This window comes from Streptomyces sp. NPDC101191 (assembly GCF_044767915.1).
Taxonomy (GTDB): Bacteria; Actinomycetota; Actinomycetes; order Streptomycetales; family Streptomycetaceae; genus Streptomyces.
The window spans coordinates 331775-355312 of the sequence record NZ_JBIWOU010000004.1; the positions used below are offsets into that span (position 1 = coordinate 331775).

The 23538-nt window shown below is 74.3% G+C and carries 16 protein-coding genes and 1 pseudogene; 10 read left to right on the top strand and 7 right to left on the bottom strand.

The genetic code is table 11. The features are described 5' to 3' along the window. Positions 1 to 556: 556 nt before the first annotated feature. The gene (gene glgB, locus ACIRQF_RS18145; protein ID WP_404093264.1) at positions 557 to 2839 is read left to right on the top strand and encodes a 1,4-alpha-glucan branching enzyme; all 2283 of its coding nucleotides are present in this window, start codon (positions 557 to 559) and stop codon (positions 2837 to 2839) included. Here glgB and ACIRQF_RS18150 read toward each other — a convergent pair. Continuing rightward, a complete protein-coding gene (locus tag ACIRQF_RS18150; RefSeq protein WP_404093266.1) occupies positions 2826 to 5066 on the bottom strand; it encodes a HelD family protein in 2241 nt (746 codons plus the stop codon). The genes glgB and ACIRQF_RS18150 overlap by 14 nt on opposite strands. Positions 5067 to 5543: 477 nt before the next feature. On the opposite strand from ACIRQF_RS18150, the gene thrS reads away from it, so the two are divergent. Then, a complete protein-coding gene (gene thrS / locus ACIRQF_RS18155; RefSeq protein WP_404093269.1) occupies positions 5544 to 6776 on the top strand; it encodes a threonine--tRNA ligase in 1233 nt (410 codons plus the stop codon). A gap of 415 nt (positions 6777 to 7191) precedes the next feature. Here the strand turns inward: thrS and trxA are convergent, their stop codons facing one another. From trxA to ACIRQF_RS18170, 3 genes and pseudogenes are all read right to left on the bottom strand, one after another. Continuing rightward, positions 7192 to 7539, bottom strand: coding sequence for a thioredoxin (gene trxA, locus ACIRQF_RS18160; protein ID WP_404093626.1), 348 nt, complete (start codon positions 7537 to 7539; stop codon positions 7192 to 7194). Positions 7540 to 7698: 159 nt separating this feature from the next. Continuing rightward, positions 7699 to 8082: pseudogene (locus ACIRQF_RS18165) on the bottom strand (MerR family transcriptional regulator); the annotation flags it as partial. Between the two features lie 169 nt (positions 8083 to 8251). Further along, positions 8252 to 8773, bottom strand: coding sequence for an Lrp/AsnC family transcriptional regulator (locus tag ACIRQF_RS18170; RefSeq protein ID WP_404093272.1), 522 nt, complete (start codon positions 8771 to 8773; stop codon positions 8252 to 8254). Positions 8774 to 8817: 44 nt separating this feature from the next. On the opposite strand from ACIRQF_RS18170, the gene ACIRQF_RS18175 reads away from it, so the two are divergent. Further along, positions 8818 to 9711 (top strand): NAD-dependent epimerase/dehydratase family protein, encoded by an 894-nt coding sequence (locus tag ACIRQF_RS18175; protein ID WP_376632563.1) that lies wholly within the window; start codon positions 8818 to 8820, stop codon positions 9709 to 9711. Next, positions 9711 to 10589, top strand: a complete 879-nt coding sequence (locus ACIRQF_RS18180; protein ID WP_404093275.1) for an aldo/keto reductase — start codon at positions 9711 to 9713, stop codon at positions 10587 to 10589. The genes ACIRQF_RS18175 and ACIRQF_RS18180 overlap by 1 nt, the downstream gene beginning before the upstream one ends. A 306-nt stretch (positions 10590 to 10895) precedes the next feature. On the opposite strand, the gene ACIRQF_RS18185 is transcribed toward ACIRQF_RS18180, so the two are convergent. Next, positions 10896 to 12248, bottom strand: coding sequence for a cation:dicarboxylate symporter family transporter (locus tag ACIRQF_RS18185; protein WP_376632560.1), 1353 nt, complete (start codon positions 12246 to 12248; stop codon positions 10896 to 10898). Positions 12249 to 12639: 391 nt separating this feature from the next. Between ACIRQF_RS18185 and ACIRQF_RS18190 the strand changes: the two genes are divergently transcribed. The 6 genes from ACIRQF_RS18190 to ACIRQF_RS18215 all read left to right on the top strand — a co-directional run bounded on the left by ACIRQF_RS18190 (position 12640) and on the right by ACIRQF_RS18215 (position 20909). Further along, entirely contained in the window at positions 12640 to 14598 is a 1959-nt protein-coding gene (locus tag ACIRQF_RS18190) for an ATP-binding protein (RefSeq protein ID WP_404093277.1), read from the top strand. Next, on the top strand, positions 14595 to 15305 hold the full coding sequence (locus ACIRQF_RS18195) for a response regulator (protein WP_376632556.1): 711 nt from the start codon (positions 14595 to 14597) through the stop codon (positions 15303 to 15305). Before ACIRQF_RS18190 ends, ACIRQF_RS18195 begins: the two co-directional genes overlap by 4 nt. Positions 15306 to 15450: 145 nt before the next feature. Then, a complete protein-coding gene (locus ACIRQF_RS18200) occupies positions 15451 to 16059 on the top strand; it encodes a helix-turn-helix domain-containing protein (RefSeq protein WP_382480534.1) in 609 nt (202 codons plus the stop codon). A gap of 200 nt (positions 16060 to 16259) precedes the next feature. Then, positions 16260 to 17006 carry a tyrosine-protein phosphatase gene (locus ACIRQF_RS18205; protein ID WP_404093279.1) on the top strand — a complete coding sequence of 249 codons (747 nt, stop codon included), beginning with the start codon at positions 16260 to 16262 and terminating at the stop codon, positions 17004 to 17006. Positions 17007 to 17600: 594 nt separating this feature from the next. Then, positions 17601 to 17804 carry a DUF6229 family protein gene (locus tag ACIRQF_RS18210; protein ID WP_403517783.1) on the top strand — a complete coding sequence of 68 codons (204 nt, stop codon included), beginning with the start codon at positions 17601 to 17603 and terminating at the stop codon, positions 17802 to 17804. Between the two features lie 204 nt (positions 17805 to 18008). Next, entirely contained in the window at positions 18009 to 20909 is a 2901-nt protein-coding gene (locus ACIRQF_RS18215; RefSeq protein ID WP_404093281.1) for a type 2 lanthipeptide synthetase LanM family protein, read from the top strand. A gap of 15 nt (positions 20910 to 20924) precedes the next feature. Here the strand turns inward: ACIRQF_RS18215 and ACIRQF_RS18220 are convergent, their stop codons facing one another. Next, positions 20925 to 21923, bottom strand: coding sequence for a helix-turn-helix domain-containing protein (locus ACIRQF_RS18220; protein ID WP_404093284.1), 999 nt, complete (start codon positions 21921 to 21923; stop codon positions 20925 to 20927). A 435-nt stretch (positions 21924 to 22358) separates the two neighbouring features. Continuing rightward, on the bottom strand, positions 22359 to 23384 hold the full coding sequence (locus ACIRQF_RS18225) for an ATP-dependent 6-phosphofructokinase (RefSeq protein ID WP_376632546.1): 1026 nt from the start codon (positions 23382 to 23384) through the stop codon (positions 22359 to 22361). Positions 23385 to 23538 lie beyond the last annotated feature (154 nt).

Below are 23538 nucleotides of genomic sequence, written 5' to 3' on the forward strand. Positions count from 1 at the left end.
CGCCCACCACCCACCCCGTTGTGGGCAGTCGTTCCGCAGGGGCGGAACGGGTGGGCACAACGGAACACCGCGCCGGGCCGCGCCCAGGCTCCCCGCGCCCCGCCCCCCGCCGCGACGGCGCGGCACCGTCGTGGCGGCGGGAACGAACAAGGGGCGGAGGCACCCGCCGAGGTGCCGTCCCGTGTGCCCACCCGTCCCGCCCCAGCGGGACGACTGCCCACACGGAGCCGGGCGGACGGCCGAGCGGCGACCCCGCGCACGGCCGACCCGCGCGGTCCGGGCGGCGCTGCGGCCCCGCCTACCGCCCGTGGCGCCGCACAGACCCGCGCCGCGGTGGAAATCCTCACGCCCGGCGGTCCGCGCACCACGCCGCGGCGGGGCGGACCCGTTCGGAGCAGTGCGGCGGCGGCCCCCGGCCGCACGGCCTGCGGGCGCACGACGAAGCCCGTTCGGCCGAGTGTCCCGCGCGGTCCGCGCCGCGTTGCGCTTGCGTGGAAACCGCCGGGCCCGACGCCCCGCATCCCCACCCGCTCACACCCCTCCAGGAGGCATTCCGGTGACCGCCCGATCCGCAGGCAGGACCGCCCGCAAGCCGAAGACGCCCGCGCCCCGCGCCGAGGTCGAGCCGGATCGGGCCGCCGTACGGAAGGCGCCCCCGCTCGACCCCGGCGACCGGGCCCGGCTGCTCGCCGGTGAGCACCACGACCCGCACGGGGTGCTCGGCGCGCACCTGGTGAAGGGCGGGCTCGTCGTCCGGGTGCTGCGCCCGTGGGCCAAGGGGGTGGCCGTCCTGCTCCCCAAGGGGCGCCGGGTCGAGCTGCTCGACGAGGGCGACGGCCTGTTCACCGGCCTCGTCCCGCTGCTGCGCAAGGTCCCCGCCTACGAGCTCCGCGTCCGCTACGACGGCGACGAGCTGGCGGTCGAGGACCCGTACCGCTTCCTGCCCGCGCTGGGCGAGCTCGACCTGCACCTGATCGGCGAGGGCCGGCACGAGGAGCTGTGGACGGCGCTCGGGGTGCGGGTCATGAACCACCAGGGCGTGGCCGGGACCCGCTTCACCGTGTGGGCCCCGAACGCCCGCGGCGTCCGCGTCACCGGCGACTGGACCTTCTGGGACGGCAGCGCCCTCCCGATGCGCTCGCTCGGCTCGACGGGCGTGTGGGAGCTGTTCGTGCCGGGCATCGGCGAGGGCGCGCTCTACAAGTTCGACATCGCCCGCCCGGACGGCTCGCACACCGTGCGCGCCGACCCGATGGCCCGCCGCGCCGAGGTCCCGCCGAACACCGCGTCGGTGGTGACGGCCGACCACCACGTGTGGCAGGACGAGGAGTGGATGTCCCGGCGCGGGGCGCGCCCGCACCACGAGGCGCCGCTCTCCGTCTACGAGGTGCATCTGCCGTCCTGGCGACCGGGTCTGACGTACCGGCAGCTGGCGGAGCAGCTCCCCGCGTACGTCGGCGACCTCGGCTTCACGCACGTGGAGTTCATGGCCGTCGCCGAGCACCCCTTCCACGGCTCCTGGGGCTATCAGGTCACCGGCTTCTACGCGCCGACCGCCCGCCTGGGCACCCCCGACGACTTCCGGTTCCTGGTGGACGCGCTGCACCGGGCCGGGATCGGGGTCCTGATGGACTGGGTCCCGGCGCACTTCCCGCGGGACGACTGGGCGCTGGCCGAGTTCGACGGGCGGCCGCTGTACGAGCACGAGGACCCGCGCCGCTCGGCCCACCCCGACTGGGGAACGCTCGAGTTCGACTACGGCCGCAAGGAGGTGCGGAACTTCCTGGTCGCCAACGCCGTCTACTGGTGCGAGCGGTTCCACATCGACGGCCTGCGCGTGGACGCGGTCGCCTCGATGCTCTACCTGGACTACTCGCGGGAGAACGGCGAGTGGCTGCCGAACGAGTTCGGCGGGCGCGAGAACCTGGACGCGGTGGCGTTCCTCCAGGAGATGAACGCCACGGTCTACAAGCGCTGCCCGGGCGTCGTCACCTTCGCCGAGGAGTCCACCGCCTGGGACGGGGTGACCCGGCCGACCGACCAGGTGGGCCCGGGCGGCTTCGGCGGGCTCGGCTTCGGCATGAAGTGGAACATGGGCTGGATGCACGACTCGCTCGGCTACGTCGAGAAGGAGCCGGTGCACCGCAAGTACCACCACCACGAGATGACCTTCTCGATGGTGTACGCGTACAGCGAGAACTACATCCTGCCCATCTCCCACGACGAGGTCGTGCACGGCAAGCAGGCGCTGGTGTCGAAGATGCCCGGCGACTGGTGGCAGCAGCGGGCGAACCACCGCGCGTACCTGGGCTTCATGTGGGCCCACCCCGGCAAGCAACTCCTCTTCATGGGCCAGGAGTTCGCGCAGGGCGGGGAATGGTCGGCGGACCACGGCCCGGACTGGTGGCTGCTCGACCCGTCGTACGGCGCGGAGGCCGACCACCGGGGCGTGCGCGACCTGGTGCGCGACCTGAACACGGTCTACGCGGCGACGCCGTCACTGTGGGAGCGCGACACCTCCCCGGAGGGCTTCCAGTGGGTCGTCGGCGACGCGGCGGAGGACAACGTCTTCGCCTTCCTCCGCTTCGACGCCGTCGGCTCCCCGCTCCTCGCGGTCTGCAACTTCTCCCCGGTGGTGCGGCACGACTACCGGCTGGGCGTGCCGGACACCTTCGCCGCCTGGGCGGAGGTCCTGAACACGGACGCCGCCCGGTACGGCGGCGGTGGCGTCGTGGGCACCGACCCGGTGAAGACCGAGTCGGTGCCCTGCCACGGGCGGTCGGCGAGCGTCCGGATGACGCTGCCGCCACTCGCCACGGTGTGGCTCAGGCCCGCCTGATGACGCCGAGCCGCTGAGTGGCCCGGGTCAGCGCCACGTACAGGTCGTTGGTGCCGTGCGTGGCGCCGGCCCGGATGCCTTCGGGGTCGACGACCAGGACCGTGTCGAACTCGAGGCCCTTCGCCTGGCGCGGGTCGAGCAGCACGACCGGGCTCGTCAGGTCGGGCTTCTGCCCGTACGACGCGTCGGGGAGGGCGGCGATCAGCTCGGGGTGCAGCCCCGCGGGCGCGATGACGGCGAGCCGTCCCTGGGGGCGCAGTTCGGCGGCGACCGCGTCGGCGGTCTCCTTGACCGGGTCCTCGGCCGTACGGTCCCAGGGCTCGACGCCCGTGGAGCGGACCGAGCGCGGCGGCTCGAACCCGGGGTCGGCGGCCCGGCGCACCTCGGCGGCGACGGCCATGATCTCGGCCGGGGTGCGGTAGTTGACGCCCAGTCGCACCAGCTCCCAGCGGTCCTCCACGTACGGCGCGAGGATCTCCTGCCAGGCGCCGACTCCGGCCGGGTCGCCGGTCTGCGCCGGGTCGCCGACCAGGGTCATGGAGCGGGTGGGGCTACGGCGCATGAGCAGCCGCCACATCATGGCGGACAGCTCCTGCGCCTCGTCCACGATGATGTGCCCGAAGGCCCAGGTGCGGTCGGCGGCGGCGCGCTCCGCGGCGCTGCGGTGGTCGGCCTCCTCGTGCCGCTCGGCGAAGCGCTCGGCGTCGATGATGTCGTGCGCCGACAGCACCTCGGAGGCGTCCTTGTCGAGCTCCTCCTTGTCCTCGAACTCGTAGGTCCGTGAGGCGTACGAGACGTCGAGCACGCCCTGCGCGTACTGGATCTGCTTCTGGCGTTCGGCCTCCTGGGCGGCCCGGGCGGCGGAGTCGTCCTCGCCGAGGAGCTCGGCGGCCTCGTCGAGCAGCGGTACGTCACCGGGGGTCCAGGCTCCGCCGGCGGGCCGGCGGACGGCCGCCAGGTCCGCCTCGTCGTCGAGGTGGGTGGGCTCGGCGAGGTAGTCGGCGAGGAAGTCCTGCGGGGTGAGCGGCGGCCAGAGGGTGTCGAGGGCGGCGTGCACCTCGGGGTTCGCGGCGACGCCCTTGGCGAGCAGGGCGCGGTCGTCGGGACCGAGGAAGTTGGGACCGCCGTAGGGGTCGGCGCCGATCCGGTCCGCGAGCTGCTCGGCGAGCGCGTCGAGGACGTGGAAGACGAAGTAGGGGCGGGCCAGGTTGTGCGGGAGGAAGGTCTCCCGGGCCTTGTGCCGCGCCTCCAGGGCCATGTCCCAGTCGATGACCAGGTCGCCGTCCTCGTGCGGCACGACCAGCGGCTCGCCGCGCTCGGGCACCTGCTGGCGGTCGGCGACGGCCTTCGCCAGGGCCACGGCCATCCGGGCCGAGCCCTTGACGGCCGCGGCGCGCGGGGTGTCGGTGCCGGTGGCGTGGACGCCGGGGAAGAGCTCGCCGGGGGTGGCGAGCAGGACGCCGGTCTCGCCGAGGGAGGGCAGGACGTTGCCGATGTAGCCGAGGAAGGCCGGGTTGGGGCCGACGATGAGCACGGCGCGCCGGGCCAGCTGCTCGCGGTGGGCGTAGAGCAGATAGGCGGCGCGGTGCAGGGCGACGGCGGTCTTGCCGGTGCCGGGCCCGCCCTCGACGACCAGGACGCCGCGGTGCGGGGAGCGGATGATGGCGTCCTGCTCGGCCTGGATGGTCTGGACGATGTCGTGCATGCGGCCCGTGCGGGCGGCGTCGAGCGCGGCGAGCAGGACCTCGTCGGCGTCGCGGTTCTCGTGGCCGGTGCGGGTGGCGTCGGCGAGGTCGAGGACCTCGTCGTGGAGGGAGACGACCTCGCGGCCCTGGGTGGTGATGTGCCGGCGGCGGCGGAGCCCCATGGGCTCGTAGCCGGTGGCGAGGTAGAAGGGCCGCGCGACCTCGGCGCGCCAGTCGACGACGAGCGGGGTGCGGTCGGGGTCGTCGCGGCGGATGCCGATGCGGCCGATGTGGTGGTCGCGGCCGTCCTGGAAGACGAGCCGGCCGAAGCAGAGTCCGGTCTCCCCCGCGTTGAGGGCGGAGAGCAGCCCGGACTGCTCGGCGACGAGCACGTCGCGCTCCAGGCGGGCCTGGGCACTGCCGGCGCCGGGGGTGGCCAGGGCCGCCTCGACCCCGGCCTCGGCCTCGTCCCTCAGGTGGTCGAGTCGCGTGTAGAGCTCCGTGATGAATCTCTGCTCTTTCCGAAATTCTTCGGTTGACAATTCGACTCCCGGCGCGATACATTGCATTTAGTGAACTTCCCGTGACTTTTCTATGCTCAGACACGGAATCCACAAATATACGTGAAACACCACCCCGGCTGTCAATTCTAGTCCGGGGTTTTTTTGTGCCGGGGAAGCGACCGCCCGGCCCCGCCGCGGATCCCGCCCGGCCTCCCGGGACACCTGCCCCGACCTGCGCCTCACCGGCCCCCCGCCACGGCGGTGCGGGGCGCCGGGCGACCGGAAGCGGGTCGCCCGCGCCGGGAGGGGCCCGCCCGCAAGATAAATCCCCCCCGCGCGGCCGCCGCACCCCTGCTACGGTCTGCCGCATGAAGCGCGCTGCCGTCCTCACGACGACGCCGGAGAGTGTCCCGGCGCGCTGACAGCTGTCTTTGTCCGAAGCCCCGGGGCGAGTGCCCCGGGGCTTCACCGTACCCGCCGGGCACTCGCTCCTCCCCACCTCGCCGAGGAGCGACCATGAACGCCGAGAACCCCGCCGACCACCGCAGGCTGGGCCGAGAACTCGATCTGTTCGACACCGATCCATTGATCGGCGCCGGACTGCCGTACTGGCTGCCCGACGGCGCCGTCGTACGGCACGTGCTGGAGGAGTACGTCCGCGGGGCCGAGCGGCGCGCCGGGTACCGGCACGTGTACTCGCCCGTGCTCGGGAAACGGGAGCTGTACGAGATCTCCGGGCACTGGGCGCACTACAGCGACGACATGTTCCCGCCCATGGAGGTCGGCGGCGAGCAGTTCGTGCTGCGGCCGAGCCTCTGCCCGCACCACGCCGTCGTCTTCCGCTCCCGCCCGCACAGCTACCGCGAACTTCCGCTTCGCATGGCCGAGTTGGGGGGCATGTTCCGCTCCGAACTCTCCGGGGTGCTCGGCGGGCTCACCCGGGTCCGGGCCATCCAGCTCAACGACGCCCACATCTTCTGCACCCTCGACCAGGTGGCCGAGGAGGCCGCGGGCGCCCTCGACCTGATCCGGAAGGCGCACACCGCGCTGGGCGTCGTGCCGGTCCGCTACCGCCTCTCGCTGCCCGGCCCCGGCGGCAAGTACGTCGCCGCGCCCGAGAAGTGGGAGCGCTCGGTCGCGCTGCTCCGCGAGGTCCTGGACGCCTCGGGACTCGCCTACGAGGAGGCCGAGGGCGAGGCCGCGTTCTACGGTCCCAAGATCGACGTGCAGGTCGCCGACCCGGCGGGCCGGGAGTCGACCCTCTCCACCGTGCAGGTCGACTTCCACCAGCCCGAGCAGTTCGACCTGCACTACATCGGCGCCGACGGCGCCAGGCACCGGCCCGTCATGATCCACCGCTCCGTCATCGGCAGCGTGGAGCGCGCCGTCGCCCACCTCGTCGAACACCACGCCGGCGCCTTCCCCGCCTGGCTCGCCCCGGTCCAGCTCGCCGTCCTGCCGGTCTCGGACACCGCATACGAGGCCGCCGCCCGGATCGCCGACCGCTGCGCCGAACTAGGCCTGCGCGCGGAGGTCCTCGGCCCGGACCGCGGCAGCCTGGGCGCCCGCGTCCGCGAGGCCCGCCTCGTCCCGTACCAGGTCGTCATCGGCGCCAGGGAGACCGCCACCGGCCACGTCTCGGTCCGCCTCCGTGACGGCCGCCGCCCGGCGCCCTTGCCGGCGGCGGAGCTCCTCGACCGGATCGCGGCGTCGGTGGCGGGGCACGCCACCGAGCTGTGGGACGACTAGGACAGCGTCCCGAGGACCGGCGCGAGGCGGTCATCAGGCGGGCACCGAGGTCCCGCCTCATGACCTCGGCGTCCGGCCCGGCGTCGTCGAGGCGTCGGCGTCCGGCCCGGCGTGGTCGAGGCCTCCGCGTCGGGCCCGGCGTGGTCGAGGCCTCGGCGTCGGGCCCGGCGTGGTCGTGGCCTCGGCGTCCGGAGGGGGCTCCTTGGAGGCGAAGTCGAGCTGACCTGGCCGCCGGTCGGGTGCCGCCCTCGCCTTCAGGGACTCCGGGCCGTCGGTGCCGGCGGCCGCCGGCCTGCTGGCGCGGGAGGTGGCGGCCCGGGCGCGGGCCGCCGCCCTTTCTCCAGGCCGGCGGGGCACTCCGGGTGGCCGCCCGCTCGGCACCTTGAGCGCCCCCGGCGCCCGCCGGCCCCCGCGGCTACGCGCGGACCGGCTCCACGGCGTCCGCGAGCTCCGCCAGGAGCCGTCGCTTCGGCCGGGCGCCGACCATCGCCTTCACCGGCTCGCCCTGCCGGAACACCATCAGGGTCGGCATCGAGAGGATCCCGTACCGCGAGACGGTGTCCGGGTTGCTGTCCGCGTCGATCTGCACCACCTTCAGCCGGCCGCCCTCCTCGGCCGCCACCGCGCTCAGGACCGGGGCCAGTTGGCGGCACGGGCCGCACCAGTCCGCGGTGAACTCCACGAGCACCGGCAGCTCCGCGCCCAGCACTTCCGCCGCGAAGTCTGCGTCGGTGACCTCGGCCACGCCCTCTGCTCGGATCATCGTCCTCGTCCTCTCTCTTCGGTGTCCTCGGGCCGCGTCTCTTCGGTGTCCTCGGGCCGCGTCTCTTCGAGTGTCCTCGGGCCGCGTCTCTTCGGTGTCCTCGGGCCGCGTCTCTTCGGTGTCCTCGGGCCGCGTCTCTTCGGTGTCCTCGGGCCGCGCCAGCTCGCACAGCGGCTCGGGACCGCCCGGCAGCTCCGCCTCCGCGCGCAGCAGCTGCGCGCCGACCTGGGCCCGTACGGTCCGGAGCTGCTCGATGAGCCCGTCGAGCTCGGCGAGCTTGCGCCGGTAGACCGCGATCGACGCGGGGCACGCGTCGCCCGCCGGATGGCCGGCCTGGAGGCATTCGACGAAGGGCCGGGTCTCCTCCAGCTCGAACCCGAAGTCCTGCAGGGTCCGGATCTGCCGGAGGGCCCGCAGGTCCTCCTCGTCGTAGGTGCGGTAGCCGTTCTCCGTGCGCCGTGCGGTCAGGAGGCCGCGGGACTCGTAGTAGCGCAGAGTCCGCGTGGTCGTGCCCGCCCGCTCGGCCAGCTCGCCGATTCGCATGCCCTCGAACGTAGACCTTGACGCCCACGTCAGGGCAAGCAGCGATGCCCCGGTCGGCCTCGGGAGTGCTCCGGCTCGTCGTCGGGGTTCCGGTGGAGGGTCACGACGGGAAGGATCCGGTGGCTGGACTGCTGCCGGACGGCTGCACCGCGCCGTCCGCGGCCCGCCGTCAGATGCCGGGCGGGAGCAGCGGCTTGCGCTCGACCGGCGACGTCAGCACCACGGACGTCGTGGTCCGTCCCAGGGCCGAGGTCTGCTCCAGGATCTCCTCCAGGTGGACCGTGTCGGTCACGGCGACCTTCAGGATCCAGCAGTCCTCGCCCACCACGTGGTGCACCTCGCGGATCTCGGGGCGGGCGATCAGCTCCAGGGTGCGGGGGTGCTTGAGGGTGTAACCGCCGTGCGGGTTCACGCGGATGAAGGCCTGGATGCCGTAGCCGAGCCGGGCCGGGACGACGTGCGCGCCGTAGCCGGTGATCGCGCCGCAGGACTCCAGGCGGCGCACCCGCTCGGTGACGGCGGCCGGGCTGAGCCGGACACGCCTGCCGAGCTCGCTCAGCTTGATGCGTCCGTCGCTCTGGAGCAGGTCCAGGATCTGCCGGTCGATGGGGTCGAAAGCACCCGCCGAGGTTTCGACGGCCGCCGGGCGCGACGACCGCGGTTCCTTCGGCGAGACGGCCTGGACTCCCATGATTCCCCCTTCAGATGACGAGCGCACACCGTAACACTGGAGGCATGGACATTCTGATCATCGGCGGGAACCGCTATTTCGGAAAGCGCCTGATAAGGCGGCTGCTCGACGCGGGACACCGCGTCACCGTGCTCAACCGCGGTTCTTCCGCGGCCCCGGAGGGGACGATTCCCCTCACGGCCGACCGGAATGACGAGAAGGCGCTGGAAAAGGCCCTCGGAGACCGGACCTTCGACGTCGTCGTCGACCAGGTCTGCTACACGCCGCGCCAGGCGGACATCGCCCGCCGGGTCTTCGCGGGCCGCACCCGCCGCTACGTGATGACCTCGACGGTCGAGGTGTACGAGTACGAGGACTCGGCCGCCCCGGTCACCGAGGACGCCCTCGACCTCGCCGGCGTGCCGGTCGACACGACCCTGCCCTGGGAGGACCCGGCCTACCTGGACTCCCACTACGGGGAGGGAAAGCGCCAGGCGGAGGCCGTGTTCGCGGCCTCCGGCCTCACGTGGGCCTCGGTACGGGTGGCGCACGTGCTGGGCGGCGCGGACGACTTCACCGGACGGGTCGAGCACTACGCACGGCGGATCCGGGCGGGCGAGCCGATCGCCGTACCGGTCGTGAACCGACCCGCGACGTACGTCTACGTCGAGGAGATCGCGGCGTTCCTCGCCTGGGCGGTCGAGGCGGAATTCACCGGCCCGGTGAACGCGCATTCCCACGGCCCGCTGACGACGGCGGAGATCTGCGCGGAAATCGAGGGCATCGTGGGCGGCCGGACGCTCTTCCAGGAAGTGGAGGTGGGTGAGGTCTCCCCCTTCTCCTTCTCCCGCTCCTACGCGATGAGCAATTCCCGGGCGGAAAGCCTCGGACACTCCTTCTCGCATTCCTCGGAATGGCTCCGCAAGGCCCTTTCCGAGACGCTCACCCCGGAGGCGTGATGCGCTACCGCACCCTCGGCGACACGGTCGTCAGCGCGATCGGGCTCGGCGCGATGCCCCTCTCCCTGGAGGGCCACCCCGACGAGACCCGCGCCCTCGCCACCGTCCACGCCTCGCTGGACGCGGGCGTGACCCTGCTCGACACGGCCGACTCGTACCACCCGCCGGACGGCGAGACCGGCGCCAACGAACGTCTCGTCGCCCGCGCCCTGGCCACGTACGGCGGCGACCGGGACGCGGTGCTCGTCGCCACCAAGGGCGGGCGGGGCAGGAGCGCGGACGGCGGCTGGACGGTCGACGGCCGCCCCGAGCACCTGCGGCGCGCGGCGGAGGCGTCCGCCCGGCGCCTCGGGGTCCCGGCGATCGGGCTCTACCAGCTCCACAAGCCGGATCCTGCGGTGCCGTACGCGGAATCCCTCGGCGCGGTAAGGGAGTTGCTGGACGCGGGCACGGTCCGCCTCGCGGGCGTGTCCAACGTCGACCGCGACCAGATCCTCCTGGCCCGCGAGATCCTCGGCGACCGCCTGGTCTCGGTCCAGAACCGCTACTCGCCGGCGGTCCGGTCCGCCGAGCCCGAACTCTGGCTCTGCGCGGAACTCGGCCTGGCCTTCCTGCCCTGGAGCCCGCTGGGCGGCATCTCCCGCAGCTCGCTGGACGGCCGCGGCGGGCAGGCCGTGGATCCGCGCTTCGAGGCCTTCCACCAGGTGGCCCGGGCCCGCGAGGTCACCCCGCAACAGGTGGCCCTCGCCTGGCTCCTGGCGCACCCGGGTCAGGTCCTCCCGATCCCGGGCGCGAGCCGCCCGGAGACCGCGAGGGACTCGGCGCGAGCCACGGAACTGACCCTCACGGAAGAAGAGTTGCAAGCACTGGACGCCTGACGCCCGACGACGGCGGGGAGGGGGCCGGTGGCTCCACGGGGGAGGGGGTGTCCGGACGTGGCGGCGACCTCCACGAGCGAAGCGAAGTGGAGCTCGCAGTCCGGACCCCTCCCCCGCGGAGCCGGCGGCCCCCGCTCGCCGAGGGGTTCTGCGCGGCACCCCATAGGGCGGGGGCGCAGGGGCGCGGGGGTGCGGGAGGAAGAGGGCGTCGACGGTCGGCGTGCGGAACGCCCCCGGTGCCCTGGTGGGGCGGGGGCGTTCCGTGGCCGGGGCCCGGATCCGGCTCAAGACCCGGGACCCGGGGCTTCAGACGCCGGCGCGGGCCTTCTCGTCGCCGTCGTCGGCGCGCTGGTCCGGCACGGCCGGACCGTGGGCGTCGTCGACGAGCGTCGTCTCGTCGAAGGGGGCGTTACCCGCCAGGACCTCCGTCACGCGTACCTTGTCGATCTCCTTCGTCCACGTGCCGACGAGCACCGTGGCCACGGCGTTGCCCGCGAAGTTGGTGAGGGCGCGCGCCTCGCTCATGAAACGGTCGATACCGACGATCAGGCCGACGCCGTCCACCAGTTCGGGCCGGTGCGACTGCAGCCCGCCCGCGAGGGTGGCGAGGCCGGCGCCGGTGACGCCCGCGGCGCCCTTCGAGGCGATGATCATGAAGACGAGGAGGGAGATCTGTTCGCCGATCGACAGCGGGTCCCCCATCGCCTCGGCGACGAAGAGCGAGGCCATCGTCAGGTAGATCGCGGTGCCGTCCAGGTTGAAGGAGTAGCCGGTCGGGACGGTGATGCCGACGACCGGCTTGCTGACGCCCAGGTGCTCCATCTTCGCGATGAGGCGCGGCAGCGCCGACTCGGAGGACGACGTCGACAGGATCAGCAGGAACTCGCGGCCCAGGTACTTCAGGAGGGAGAAGATGTTCACGCCCGCGACCAGCCGCAGCAGCGTGCCGAGGACCACGAAGACGAACAGCGCGCACGTCACGTAGAAGCCGATCATGATGACGGCGAGCGACTTCAGCGCGGCGCCGCCCGTCGCGCCGACCACCGCGGCCATCGCACCGAACGCGCCCACCGGCGCCGCCCACATGATCATCGCGAGGATGCGGAAGACCAGCCGCTGGATGTGCCCGATGCCGCGCAGCACCGGCTCGCCCGCCGCGCCCATCGCCTGGAGCGCGAAGCCCGCGAGGAGGGCGACGAGCAGGGTCTGGAGGACCTCGCCCTCCGTGAAGGCGGAGACGATCGTCTTGGGAATGATCCCGAGGAGGAAGTCGGCGGTCCCCTCGCTCGCGCCCTCGGCCTGCTTGGCACCGGCCTCGGCGAGGTCCTTGGTGAGGTGCAGGCCGGAACCGGGCTCCAGGATGTTGCCGACGACGAGGCCGATGGCGAGGGCGACGGTCGACATGACCAGGAAGTAGCCGAGGGCGAGGCCGCCCACCGCGCCGACCTTCGCGGCCTTGCGCACCGAGCCGACGCCCAGCACGATCGTGCAGAAGATGATCGGCGAGATCATCATCTTGATCAGGTTGACGAAGCCGGTGCCGAGCGGCTTGAGCTCGACGGCGACGCCGGGCGCCAGGAAGCCGACGGCGATGCCGAGCAGGACGGCGCCGATCACGGCCAGATACAGATAGTGGGTGCGGTCCCGACGTGCGGCCACGGGGTCCTCCTCGTGCTCAGGGGTGTCCACGTCCCGGTGGATCCCCGCGACTATCCATCACCCCTGTGAGCGGGGTCACGCTTGCGTACGTTTCGTTCACGGCCGACAGGTGGGGGCAGCGCCGAAAGTGTCCGGACCGGTCCGGACCAGCCGGCAGGACGCCCCCTGGGGCCGGGCCCTCGCCGCCCGGGGACGGCGCCGGACCGGTCCCCGCGCAGGCCTCGGCCGAGGCCGGTCCGGGCCCGGGAACGAGCGCCGCTCACGAGGCCCGGGAGAACCGCGCGCGAGCCCCGCCCGAACCCTGCGCGCCATGCGAACGGCGTCGTCTCGTTCCAGGCACGATTCGGGCACGCGGCACGCGGCGGCAAATCGGCCAGGCACACTTGCTCGCATGCGTCTCCCCCTCCCCCGGCCCCGCAGCCTCGCAGGCCAGCTCTTCGCGATGCAGGTCGTGCTCGTGGCGGCCGTCGTCGCGGGGTGCGCGGTCTTCGCATACGTGACGGACCGGGCCCAGGCCGAGGAGACCGCGCGCCGACAGTCCACGGCGACCGCCACGGCCGTCGCCGAGTCGCCGGCCGTGGTGGCGGCGGCACGCTCCGCGGGCACCGTCGACCCCACCGCCGCGCTCCAGCCGTACGCGGAAGGGCTGCGGCAGCACGCCGGCGTCACGTTCGTGGTGATCATGGCGCCGGACGGGACGCGGTGGACACACCCCGAGCCGGAGCAGATAGGCCGGACCTACCTCGGGCACATCGACCCGGCGGTGCGCGGCGAGACCTTCTCCGAGATCCATCTGGGCGTGCTCGGCCCCTCCGTACGGACCGTCGCGCCGGTCGTCGACAAGGACGACCACGGCAGGGTCATCGCCCTCGTCAGCGCCGGCATCACCATCGAGAAGATCAGCGAGCAGGTACGCGAGCAGGTCACCGCGCTGCTGGGCATGGCGGGCGCGGCGCTCGCGATCGGCGGGGCGGGGACGTACGTGATCAACGCGCGGCTCCGCCGGCACACCAAGGGCATGAACGCGACCGAGCTGAGCCGCTTGCACGACTACCACGAGGCCGCCCTGCACGCCGTGCACGAGGGCCTGGTGATGCTGGACGGACAGCGGCGGATCGCGCTGATCAACGACGGGGCGCGGGAGCTGCTCGGGCTGGCGGGCGAGGACGTGGTCGGCCGGTCGGCGGCCGAACTGGGGCTGCCGGCACCGTTGACGGGGGCGCTGCTGTCCTCGGAGCCGCGAGTGGACGAGCTGCATCTGACGGACGAGCGGGTCCTGGTCCTCAACACGCGCCCGGTGGTGGGCGGGGAGCGCCGCGGCACGGTGGTGACACTGCGGGACCGGACCGAACTCCAGGCGCTCTCGGGCGAACTGGACTCGGAACGCGGCTTCACGGAGGCGCTGCGCTCCCAGGCCCACGAGGCCGCGAACCGTCTGCACACCGTCGTCTCGCTCATCGAACTGGGCCGCGTCGACGAGGCGGTCGGCTTCGCCACGGCCGAACTGGAGCTGGCGCAGGCGCTGACCGACCGCGTGGTGAGCGCGGTCGGCGAACCGGTCCTCGCCGCGCTCCTCCTCGGCAAGGCGGCCCAGGCCAACGAGCGCGGTGTGGAGCTGGTCCTGACGGAGGACAGCCGGATCGACGACGGCGTCCTGCCGGTGTCGCTCCCGTCCCGGGACCTGGTGACGATCCTCGGCAACCTGATCGACAACGCGGTCGAGGCGGCAGGCGGCGGCTGCGCCTTCCCGGCCCCGGCGGGCCCGGCCGTACCTGCGCCCCCGGCCGCACCGCGCAGGGAATCGCCCGCCCCGGCCGGCGCCGCCGAACCCCCGGTCCTCGCCGCACCCGGGAGCCCGCACGCCCCCGCGGCCCTCACCGACCCGGCCGTGCCGCCGCCCTGTCCGTCGGACCTCGCCCTGCCCGACCCGGCCGTACCCTCGCCCGCGCCCTCGGACCTCGCCCTGCCCGACCGGGCGGCGCTCCCCCACGCCCCCGGCTCCGTCCCCGGCCCGCGCGCCGAGAAGCCGCGCGGCGCCCGCGTCCTGGTGACCGCGCTCGCCGAGGGCGGGGAGCTGTTGCTGCGGGTCGGGGACAGCGGGCCCGGGGTGCGGACGGCGGACCGGGGTGCCGTGCTGGATCGCGGGTGGTCCACGAGGGGGCCGGGACGGGGGCTGGGGCTCGCGCTCGTGCAGCAGGCCGTGACCCGGGCCTCCGGGGCCCTGGCGGTCGGCGAATCGCCCCTGGGCGGGGCCGAGTTCACGGTCCGCCTGCCGCTGGCCGCGGCCGCGGCGTCCGCCACGGGCGCCGCACCCGCATCGGCGACCGTGGGCGCGGAGGTGGACGCGTGAGCGCCGTGGGGCAGGGCATCCGGGTGCTCGTCGTCGAGGACGATCCCGTGGCCGCCGACGCGCACGCGCTGTACGCGGGGCGGGTGGCCGGGTTCACCGTGGTCGGAGTGGCCCACTCGCGGGCCGCTGCGGTGCGGGTGCTCGACCGGACGCCGGTGGATCTGATCCTGCTCGACCTGTACCTGCCGGACGGGCACGGGCTGCAGCTGCTGCGGGCCCTGCGCGCCGCCGGGCACGCGGCGGACGTGATCGCCGTGACCTCGGCGCGCGACCTCGCGATCGTGCGCGAGGGCGTGTCGCTCGGCGTCGTGCAGTACGTCCTGAAGCCCTTCACCTTCGCGACCCTGCGCGACCGGCTCGCCCGGTACGCGGAGTTCCGGGCGGCCGCCGGGGAGGCCTCCGGGCAGGACGAGGTGGACCGGGCGCTCGCGACGCTGCGCGCCCCGCAGCCCGCCGCGCTGCCCAAGGGCCTGAGCGGTCCGACCCTGGAGGCGGTGACGCGCTCGCTGCGGGCGGCTCCCGAGGGGCTCACGGCGGCGGAGGCGGGTGCGGCCGTCGGTATCTCACGGATCACCGCCCGCCGCTATCTGGAGCACCTGGTGGGTGCGGGCCGGGCCGCCCGGGCCCCGCAGTACGGTCAGGTCGGCCGCCCCGAGCTGCAGTACCGGTGGCTCAGCGCGACGGAGGGCACGACCCGCGGTTACTGACCGGTTCCCATGTTCCTACGACCGCCATCGTTGGGCGAACGCACCGTAGCTAACGATCACCCTCCGCATCTACGGTGGCGACGTGCACCAACCCTCTCCCCCCTTCAACGCCCTCGCCGCGCGCCGTCTGCGCGAAGGGCTCGGCATGGGCCCCGACCACGTCGCCTACGGCCTGCGGGCGCAGTACGGCCTCTTGATAGCTCCCGAGACCGTCGTCGCCTGGGAGCGCGGCCGGCTCGTCCCCACCTCCCAGGAGCTGACCGCCCTCGCGGGGGTGCTCTGGTGCTCCCCCGCCGAGCTCATCGCCTCCGCCAGCACCCTCCGGGAGCACCGGATCGGCCGGGGCCTGTCCCCGGAGGACCTGGCCCGCCGGGTCGGCCTCGACCCGGCCGCGTACCAGCGCATGGAGGAGTCGGGCCGCTGGCGCGGCAACGAGCGCCAGACCGCCGCACTCGCCGAGCTCCTCGGCCTCGACGCGCGTGCCCTGCTCACCGCGACGGGCGGCGACGAGAAGCTGGGCGAGCTGTTGCGCGACGCGGCGACGACGCGCTGGCAGGCCTATGTGAAACCGGTGATCAAGCTGCTGCCTCTGCCGAAACGGACGGTGGAGGACGCGCTGCAGCGCCTGCACACCGACTACCACGCCAAGATGGCCGCCACGAGCAGTTGGGGGGCCTCCGCCTCGACGGGCGACGCGGGACGCGCGTACCTCGACGGGATCACCGACCACTTCTGGGCCCTCGTCGGCCGTTAGGCCGCGGACCGGCGGACCCCTCCCCGCGGACCGGCGGACCACTCTCCGACGGACCGGCGGCCCCCTCCCCGCGGACCCGCGGACCACTCTCCGACAGACCGGCGGACCCCTCCTCACAGACCGGCCGAGCCGGACCGACCGTCCGACCCACAGGCGCGTCGCCCGAGGGAACGCCCGTCTCCGGCCCGTAGATTGACCGCGTGAGACGACACATATCTTTCGAACGGCTCCACAACTTCCGTGATCTGGGCGGCTACCGGACCGCCGACGGAGGGACCGTGCGGTGGGAGACCCTCTACCGCTCCGACTCCCTCGCCAAGCTCGCGGGCCCCGACGCGCGCGCCGACCTGGAACGCTTCCGGGAGCTGGGCGTGGCCACCGTGATCGACCTGCGCTACCCGTGGGAGATCGAGGCCAAGGGCCGCCACCCCGAGACCGAGCCGCAGCGCTGGCACAACCTGAGCATCGAGCACCGGCCGTACGACCAGGCCGAGATCGACCCCGCGGTCGACCCGTGGCGCTATCTCGCGGACCGGTTCGCCGAGGTCGCCCTCGACGGCGCGGCCGAACTGCGCGAGGCCCTGGAGGTCATCGCCGCGGCCGAGGGGCCGCTGGTCTTCCACTGCGCGTCCGGCAAGGACCGTACGGGGCTGCTCGCGGCCCTGGTCCTCGCGCTGCTCGACGTGCCGGACGAGCAGATCCTCGACGACTTCGCGCTCACCGAGCTGGCCACGGAACGGCTGATCGCCGACTGGAGGGCCGCCCACCCGGGCCGCGAGCCGAAGTGGCCGGGCTACGGCCGCGCGCCCGCCGAGATCATGCGTCTGGTCCTCGCGGACCTGCGAGCGGAGTACGGCTCCGTGCACGCGTACGTCACCGGTCACGTGGGCCTGGATCCGGCGGTCGTGACCGCCCTGCGGGCCCGCCTCGTGGAGCCCGCCGCCTAGGCCGTTTCTTTCGGATCAGGCCGGATCAGGGAGCGGGGTCTGGTGCGTGCGATCGCAAGGCGGAGGAGGGAGGCAACGCGGAGCGTTGTGGACCGACGACAACGCGGCGAGCGTGCGTGCCAGACCCCGCGAGCCCGGCAAGATCCGAAAGAGACGGCCTAGGTCCTCACCTCCTGCGCCCGACCCCACGACCGGCCGGCAGGGCGGCCCCGACCGGTCCCGGCGCCACGCCCCTGTGTGCCGTTCCGCTGCCGCGGAACGGTACGCGGTGTCCGCATGTGCGGACCGTGAATGGCCGGATGTGCGCGGTCCGCGCCCCTTGACGGGTGCGGGCCGCGTACGCCACGTGCGTGCGGGGCGGTTCCGCCGGCCCCCGACCGCCCGGGAGACGGAGACGGCCCGCGACCACGGTCCGCCCTGCGCCACACCGGGCGGTGGCGCGGCCCCGTCGACGGTGCCGCGGCGGCTTCCGGTCCTGCCCGGGAACGCCCGGACGGCCCTCCGGCGATTGGCCGGTTTCGGCAGATCCCGGACGGACTTCCTCCGGTGGATTCTGTAGCCCCGCGCAATTCCGGCGATTCACAGGAGGCACTCATGCCTGTCATGTCCACGACGCGCACGGACGACATCGTCACCGCCTGGCTCCAGGGCGCCGAGAGCGCCTTCGGTGCCGACAACCCGGCCGGCCCGCTCTACGTCGGCGGCGCCGCCGGCGAGGCCGCGCTGACCGACGGCACCGAGGCCCTGCTCACCGGGTGCAGCAGCTGTACCGGTTCCTGGCACAGCTACTGCTGCTGACGAGCCGCCCGTACGGCACCGGACGCACCACCCGGAGTCGCGGCGCCCGACGCCCCGGCGCACCACCCGGAGCCACGGCACCCGCCGCACCGGACGCACCACCGGGGAACCCGCACGGGTTCCCCGGCCCGCGCCGGCCGGACCGCAGGGTCCGGTCGGCGCGGTTCGCGGCACCCCGCCCCAGCCGTCAGGAGAGGACTCAGCATGGTGGAACCGGTGGCAGCGGCCCGCGCGGCAGGAGGGCCGCCCCCCGAGGGATGGTTCGCGGGTCCGGTCGACGCCTTCGCGGGGCCGCTGTTCGCGGAGCTGGACGACCGGGTCCCGGGGCTCGCCGGGCTGGCCCCCGGCGAGCGGGAGGTCCTGCGCGAGGCGACCCGCGAGGCCCTGCGCCGGACCCTCCAGCTCCGGCTCAACCGGGTGCTCCTGCTGGAGCTGCGGGCGGCCTCCCTGGCCGGCGAGCTGCCCGGCGCGGATCCCTCCGCGCGATGGGACGCCTTCCTCCGGCACGCCTCCGCCCCCGGGTTCGCCGACACGCTGCGCGGACGCTACCCGGCCCTGCACCCCCGGGCCCTCGCCTCCGGACGGCTGCTGATCGAGGGCGCCCTGGAGCTGGGGGTCCGGTTCGCCGCGGACCGGCGGGCCGTCTGCGAGCTGCTCGGCGCCGATCCGGGACCGCTGCGCGGCCTGGAGCTCGCCCGCGGGGACACCCACCACGGCGGGCGGGCGGTGGCCCGGCTGGTCTTCGACACCGCACTCGTCATGTACAAGCCGCGGCCGGTCGAGGTGGACGCCGCGCTCCGCGCCTTCGTCACCGCCGTCCCCGGCGCCGAGGACCTGGGCGTACCGAGGGTGGTGGTCCGGGACGGCTACGGCTGGGCCGAGCACCTCGGTCACCACTACTGCGCGGACGAGGCGGAACTCGCCCGCTTCTACCGTGCGCTGGGCGGCTGGCTTGCGGTGATGCGACTGCTCGGCGGGACCGACCTCCACGCCGAGAACCTGGTGGCCCACGGCCCGGTGCCGGCCGTGGTCGACGCCGAGGCCCTGTTCACCCCGGATGTCGAGGTCCCGCCGAGCGGGCGCGGGGACGCCGTGGACCGGGCGGCCCGGACGATCCGCACCACCGTGCTGCGGACCGGCATCCTCCCGCTGCGCACCGACGGCTACGCCCTGGCCGGCGTGGACCTCTCGGCCGCGGGCGGCCTGCCCGGTCAGCAGCCGCGCATCCGGGTCCCGGTCATCACGGACGGCGGCCGGGACACCGCCCGGCTGGAGGTCGGCGAGGTGGACCTGCCGCCGGCCGGAAACCACCCCAGCCCCGAGCCGGTGCTGATCCGCCACTGGGACCGGGTGCTGGCCGGCTTCGACGAGGTCACCGGGACGCTGGCGGAGCTCGACGCGGCCGGCGGTCTCGGCACGCTGCTGCGGGGGTTCGTCGGCTGCCGCGTCCGCAGGATCCGGCGGCCCACCCAGACGTACACGGACATCGGCCGGATGCTCTGGCACCCGGCCTCGCTGCACGACCCCGACGCCGCCCGGGCGCGGGCCCGGGACATCCTGCACCGCAACGCCCTCGCCGCACCCGGCGCGCCCCGGGAACCGGCGGTGATCGACGAGGAGATCACGGACCTCCTGGTCGGGGACGTGCCGGTGTTCGAGGAGCGGGTGGAAGAGCGACGGCCGGCCGACTTCCTGGCGGAGTGGCGGCGGGCCGACCTCGACCGTGAGCGGGACACCATCCGCAGTGCGCTGGTCGGTGCCTACCTGAACGAACGCAGGCTCCCCGCCCGGGTACGGACGCCCGCCGTGTCCCCGCACGCCGAGGACCTGGACCGGCGGCGGCGCGCACTGGCGGCCGAGGCCGTGCGGACGGTCTGCGCGGCGGCCGTGCGCGGTGCCGACGCGACCGCGACCTGGATCAGTCCGGTGCTCACGGACCACGGCTGGGCGATCCGCCCGCTCGACGCGGACCTCTACACCGGACAGGGCGGGGTCGCCCTCGCCCTCGCGGAGTACCTGCGGGAGCAGCGCGCCGGGCGGGCCGATCCGGTGGCCGGTGCCGAGTCCGTGCTGGCCGGCACCCTGGAGGTGCTGGCGGCCACCGAGGACTCCACGCCGACCCGCCGGCTCGGCGGGTTCACCGGCATCGCCTCGCAGGTGTGGACCTGGGCGGCGCTGCACCGCCTCCTCGGGACGCCCGGCCTGCTCGACCGGGCCCGCGCCAGGGCCGCGCTGCTGACCCGGGAGGCCCTCGCCGAGGACCGGGCGCTGGACGTGCTCAGCGGTGCGGCCGGCGTGCCGGTCCCGCTGCTCGACCTCGCCGAACTGACCGGTGAGGGGCGATGGTTGGAGGTGGCCGCGGAGGCCGGCCGACGGCTGGAGCGGACCGCGGTGGTCAACGACCGCGGAGCGAGGTGGTCCACGGTGATGTTCCCGGAGGGCATCGGCGGCTTCGCCCACGGCGCCACCGGCGTCGGATGGGCGCTCACCCGGCTCTCCCTCTCCGCCGCCGGGAGTCCGGCCGACCGGCGTCGGTGGCGCGAACTCGGCTCCCTGGCACACGACTTCGAGGAGTCGCTGTACGCGCCGGAGGTGGCGGCGTGGTCCGATGCGCGGATCGGCGGAGACGTCGACCACCCCACGGCGTGGTGCCACGGCAGTACGGGCATCGGGCTGGCCGCCGTCGACCTCCACGCGCGCACGGGCGATCCCCGGCACCTGGACACCGCGCTCCGCTCGGGACCGGCCGGTCTGCGCGAGGGATTCGGCTGGAGCCACACCCTCTGCCACGGCGACCTCGGGCTCTCGGAGCTCCTCCACCGCCTGCGCGCCCTGGAGGGCTACGCGGGCCCGTCGGCCGCGCGGGCGGACGGCGAGCTGATCACGGGCATCGAGCAGCGCGGGCCGGTCGGCGGTCTCGCGAAGGAGGCGTTCACGCCCGGGCTGCTCCCCGGACTGTCCGGGGTGGTGCACCATCTGCTCGCGATGCACCCCGATGCCCGGGTGAGCGCACCCCTTCTCCTGGCCCTCCCCGAGGGCCCGGAGCCGGGTCCGTCCGGGGGGCCGTCGGACGCACCGCGGCAGGACGGCGCGAGCCCGGTCTGATCCGGGGACGCGCCCTCAGTCGCGCCGGTCGAAGCTGAAGAGCTGGCCGCGGGCGTCCGCCGTGCAGGGCGCCTGGGCCAGCCGCGACCACTCGGCCCCGCGGTCCCCGACGACGGTGACGCAGCTGCCGGGGGTCGCCGAGCCCGCCGGCAGGATGCGCCAGCCGGTGGCCGGGGTGCCGTACGGCTCCAGGGTGAAGCGCTCGACGCGGGTGGGGTCGCCGCACTCGGAGTCCTCGAGCGCGGCGTGGGGTATCTTGCCGCCGGAGGGGATCCCCGAGCAGCCGACGGGGAAGTCCGGGTGGACCGAGACGATCCGCCACGCGTTCCCGGCGAGCCGTTTCAGCTCGTAGCGGGGGACGTCGGCGCCGGCGCAGGCCCGCTGGTAGATCTGTCCGCTGCCGCTGCCCCGCCGCTCGTTCAGGCAGAGGCCGGAGCCGATCACCCGGATCCGGACCGGGCCCTCGGCCGGCGCGGTGAGCACCGGCGGCCGCCGGCCGTGCTGGGGCCGCCGGTCCCCGTCCCGTACGAGCGCGACGACGCTGACGGCGGCGAGGACGAGGCCGGTCACGGCGATCGCCCCGACGAGGGTGCGGCGGATCCGGGAGCGCCGCGGTTCGGACGCCGGGTCGGCGGGCGGCTCCTCCGGTGCGGCCCCGGGCCAGACGGGCGCCGTCCCCGCGTCCGCCTCCGCCGCGTCCGGCCCCGCCTCGGGGGCGGGTTCCGGTGCGTAGGCCCCGTGGACGGCGAGCCGTCTGCGTACGGGCTCCCACTCCTCGGCCCGGGCGCCGCAGGCGCGGACGAAGGCGCCGAGCAGTTCCTCGCGCGGGACGGTGGACCGCGCGAGCATGTTGGCGACGGTCGAGCGGGGCAGGACGTCTCCGTGCGCCTCGGCGCGGGCCGACAGCTCGCGGTAGGTGAGGCCGGACCAGTCCTTCAGGGCCTGTAGCCGCGCGATGAACTCGGCCGGGTTCCGTACCTCCCGTGGGTCGGGAGGCGTCTCCCCCAGGGTCATGGCGCGCGGCTCCCCTCCGTCGGGCCGTGCCCGGAAGGAGGTGGGACATGTCCGGGACAGGCCCAAGCCTTGTTGATCGAGCCGGGGGACTCAAGCATGGATTCGGCCCCGATCGCCCACGGGGGGACGATCGGGGCCGCGGAGGATCCGGAACCGGGTCGGGACGGAGGTCCCGGCACGACGGGCCGTCGGGTCCGGACGTACGGGCCGGGCCGTCCGGCCGCGATCCGGGCGTACGGGCCCGATCCGGACGTACGGGCCGGGCCGAGCCGTCCGATCCGGACGTACGGGCAGGGCGCATGAGCCGGGCGCAGGGCGTACGGGCCGGGCGCAAGAGCCGGGCGCAGGGCGCACGGCCGGGCGTACGGAGCGTGTGTCCGGTCCGTACGTACGGGTGCCGCACCGCGGACGGCACCCCCGACGGCGGCGGCTCCGTCAGAAGACCGACTCGGCCTCGCGCATCCGGTCCGCCGGGACCGTCTTCAGCTGGGTGACGGCCTCGGCCAGCGGGACCATCTGGACGTCCGTGCCGCGCAGCGCCGTCATCCTGCCGAAGTCGCCGCGGTGCAGTGCCTCCACCGCGTGCCAGCCGAAGCGGGTGGCGAGCACCCGGTCGTAGGCGGTCGGGGTACCGCCGCGCTGGACGTGGCCGAGGATGACGGGCCGGGCCTCCTTGCCGAGGCGCCGCTCCAGCTCGTAGGCGAGGGCGGTGCCGATGCCCTGGAAGCGCTCGTGGCCGAACTGGTCGATCTCGCCCTTGCCGTAGTCCATGGTGCCCTCGGCGGGGTGGGCGCCCTCGGCGACGCAGATGACGGCGAACTTCTTGCCGCGGGAGAAGCGCTCCTCGACCATCTTGACCAGGTCGGCCGGGTCGAAGGGGCGCTCGGGCAGGCAGATGCCGTGGGCGCCGCCGGCCATGCCGGACTCCAGGGCGATCCAGCCGGCGTGGCGGCCCATCACCTCGACGACCATGACGCGCTGGTGGGACTCGGCGGTGGTCTTGAGCCGGTCCATGGCCTCGGTGGCGACGCCGACGGCGGTGTCGAAGCCGAAGGTGCGGTCGGTGGAGGAGATGTCGTTGTCGATGGTCTTGGGGACGCCGACGACGGGCACACCGGCCTCGTGGAGCATCCGGGCGGCGGTGAGGGTGCCCTCGCCGCCGATCGGGACGAGCGCGTCGAAGCCGCTCTTCTCGATGAGCTCCTTGGCGTTGTCGCAGGCGGCGCGGAAGCGGTCGCGCTCCAGGCGGGAGGAGCCGAGGATGGTGCCGCCGCGGGCGAGGATGCCGCTGACGGCGTTGAGGTCGAGGGTGCGGTAGCGCCCGTCGAGCAGGCCCGCGTAGCCGTCCTCGAAGCCGATGACCTCGTCCCCGTAGTGGGTGACCGCCCGGTGCACGATCGACCGGATCACTGCGTTCAGGCCGGGACAGTCGCCGCCCGCTGTCAGAACTCCGATACGCATCGTGCTGTGTCTCCTGCTCGGTAGCGGTACGTGTGAGCCGCTTCGATTCTCACACGGTCGGCGGTGCCGGTGCGCTCGCCGGCACCCCGCGCGTCCACCCCGGGAGGGCCCTCCGGGGCCTTTGGTCCCTTGGATCGAGGCCCTTCGCCCAGCG

Bases quoted from the DNA above. Each gene is read 5' to 3' on its own strand.
- thrS (WP_404093269.1), top strand. From the start codon at position 5,544: ATGAACGCCGAGAACCCCGCCGACCACCGCAGGCTGGGCCGAGAACTC.
- trxA (WP_404093626.1), bottom strand. From the start codon at position 7,539: ATGATCCGAGCAGAGGGCGTGGCCGAGGTCACCGACGCAGACTTCGCG.
- ACIRQF_RS18170 (WP_404093272.1), bottom strand. From the start codon at position 8,773: ATGGGAGTCCAGGCCGTCTCGCCGAAGGAACCGCGGTCGTCGCGCCCG.
- ACIRQF_RS18175 (WP_376632563.1), top strand. From the start codon at position 8,818: ATGGACATTCTGATCATCGGCGGGAACCGCTATTTCGGAAAGCGCCTG.
- ACIRQF_RS18180 (WP_404093275.1), top strand. From the start codon at position 9,711: ATGCGCTACCGCACCCTCGGCGACACGGTCGTCAGCGCGATCGGGCTC.
- ACIRQF_RS18190 (WP_404093277.1), top strand. From the start codon at position 12,640: ATGCGTCTCCCCCTCCCCCGGCCCCGCAGCCTCGCAGGCCAGCTCTTC.
- ACIRQF_RS18200 (WP_382480534.1), top strand. From the start codon at position 15,451: ATGGGCCCCGACCACGTCGCCTACGGCCTGCGGGCGCAGTACGGCCTC.
- ACIRQF_RS18210 (WP_403517783.1), top strand. From the start codon at position 17,601: ATGCCTGTCATGTCCACGACGCGCACGGACGACATCGTCACCGCCTGG.
- ACIRQF_RS18215 (WP_404093281.1), top strand. From the start codon at position 18,009: ATGGTGGAACCGGTGGCAGCGGCCCGCGCGGCAGGAGGGCCGCCCCCC.
- ACIRQF_RS18220 (WP_404093284.1), bottom strand. From the start codon at position 21,923: ATGACCCTGGGGGAGACGCCTCCCGACCCACGGGAGGTACGGAACCCG.
- ACIRQF_RS18225 (WP_376632546.1), bottom strand. From the start codon at position 23,384: ATGCGTATCGGAGTTCTGACAGCGGGCGGCGACTGTCCCGGCCTGAAC.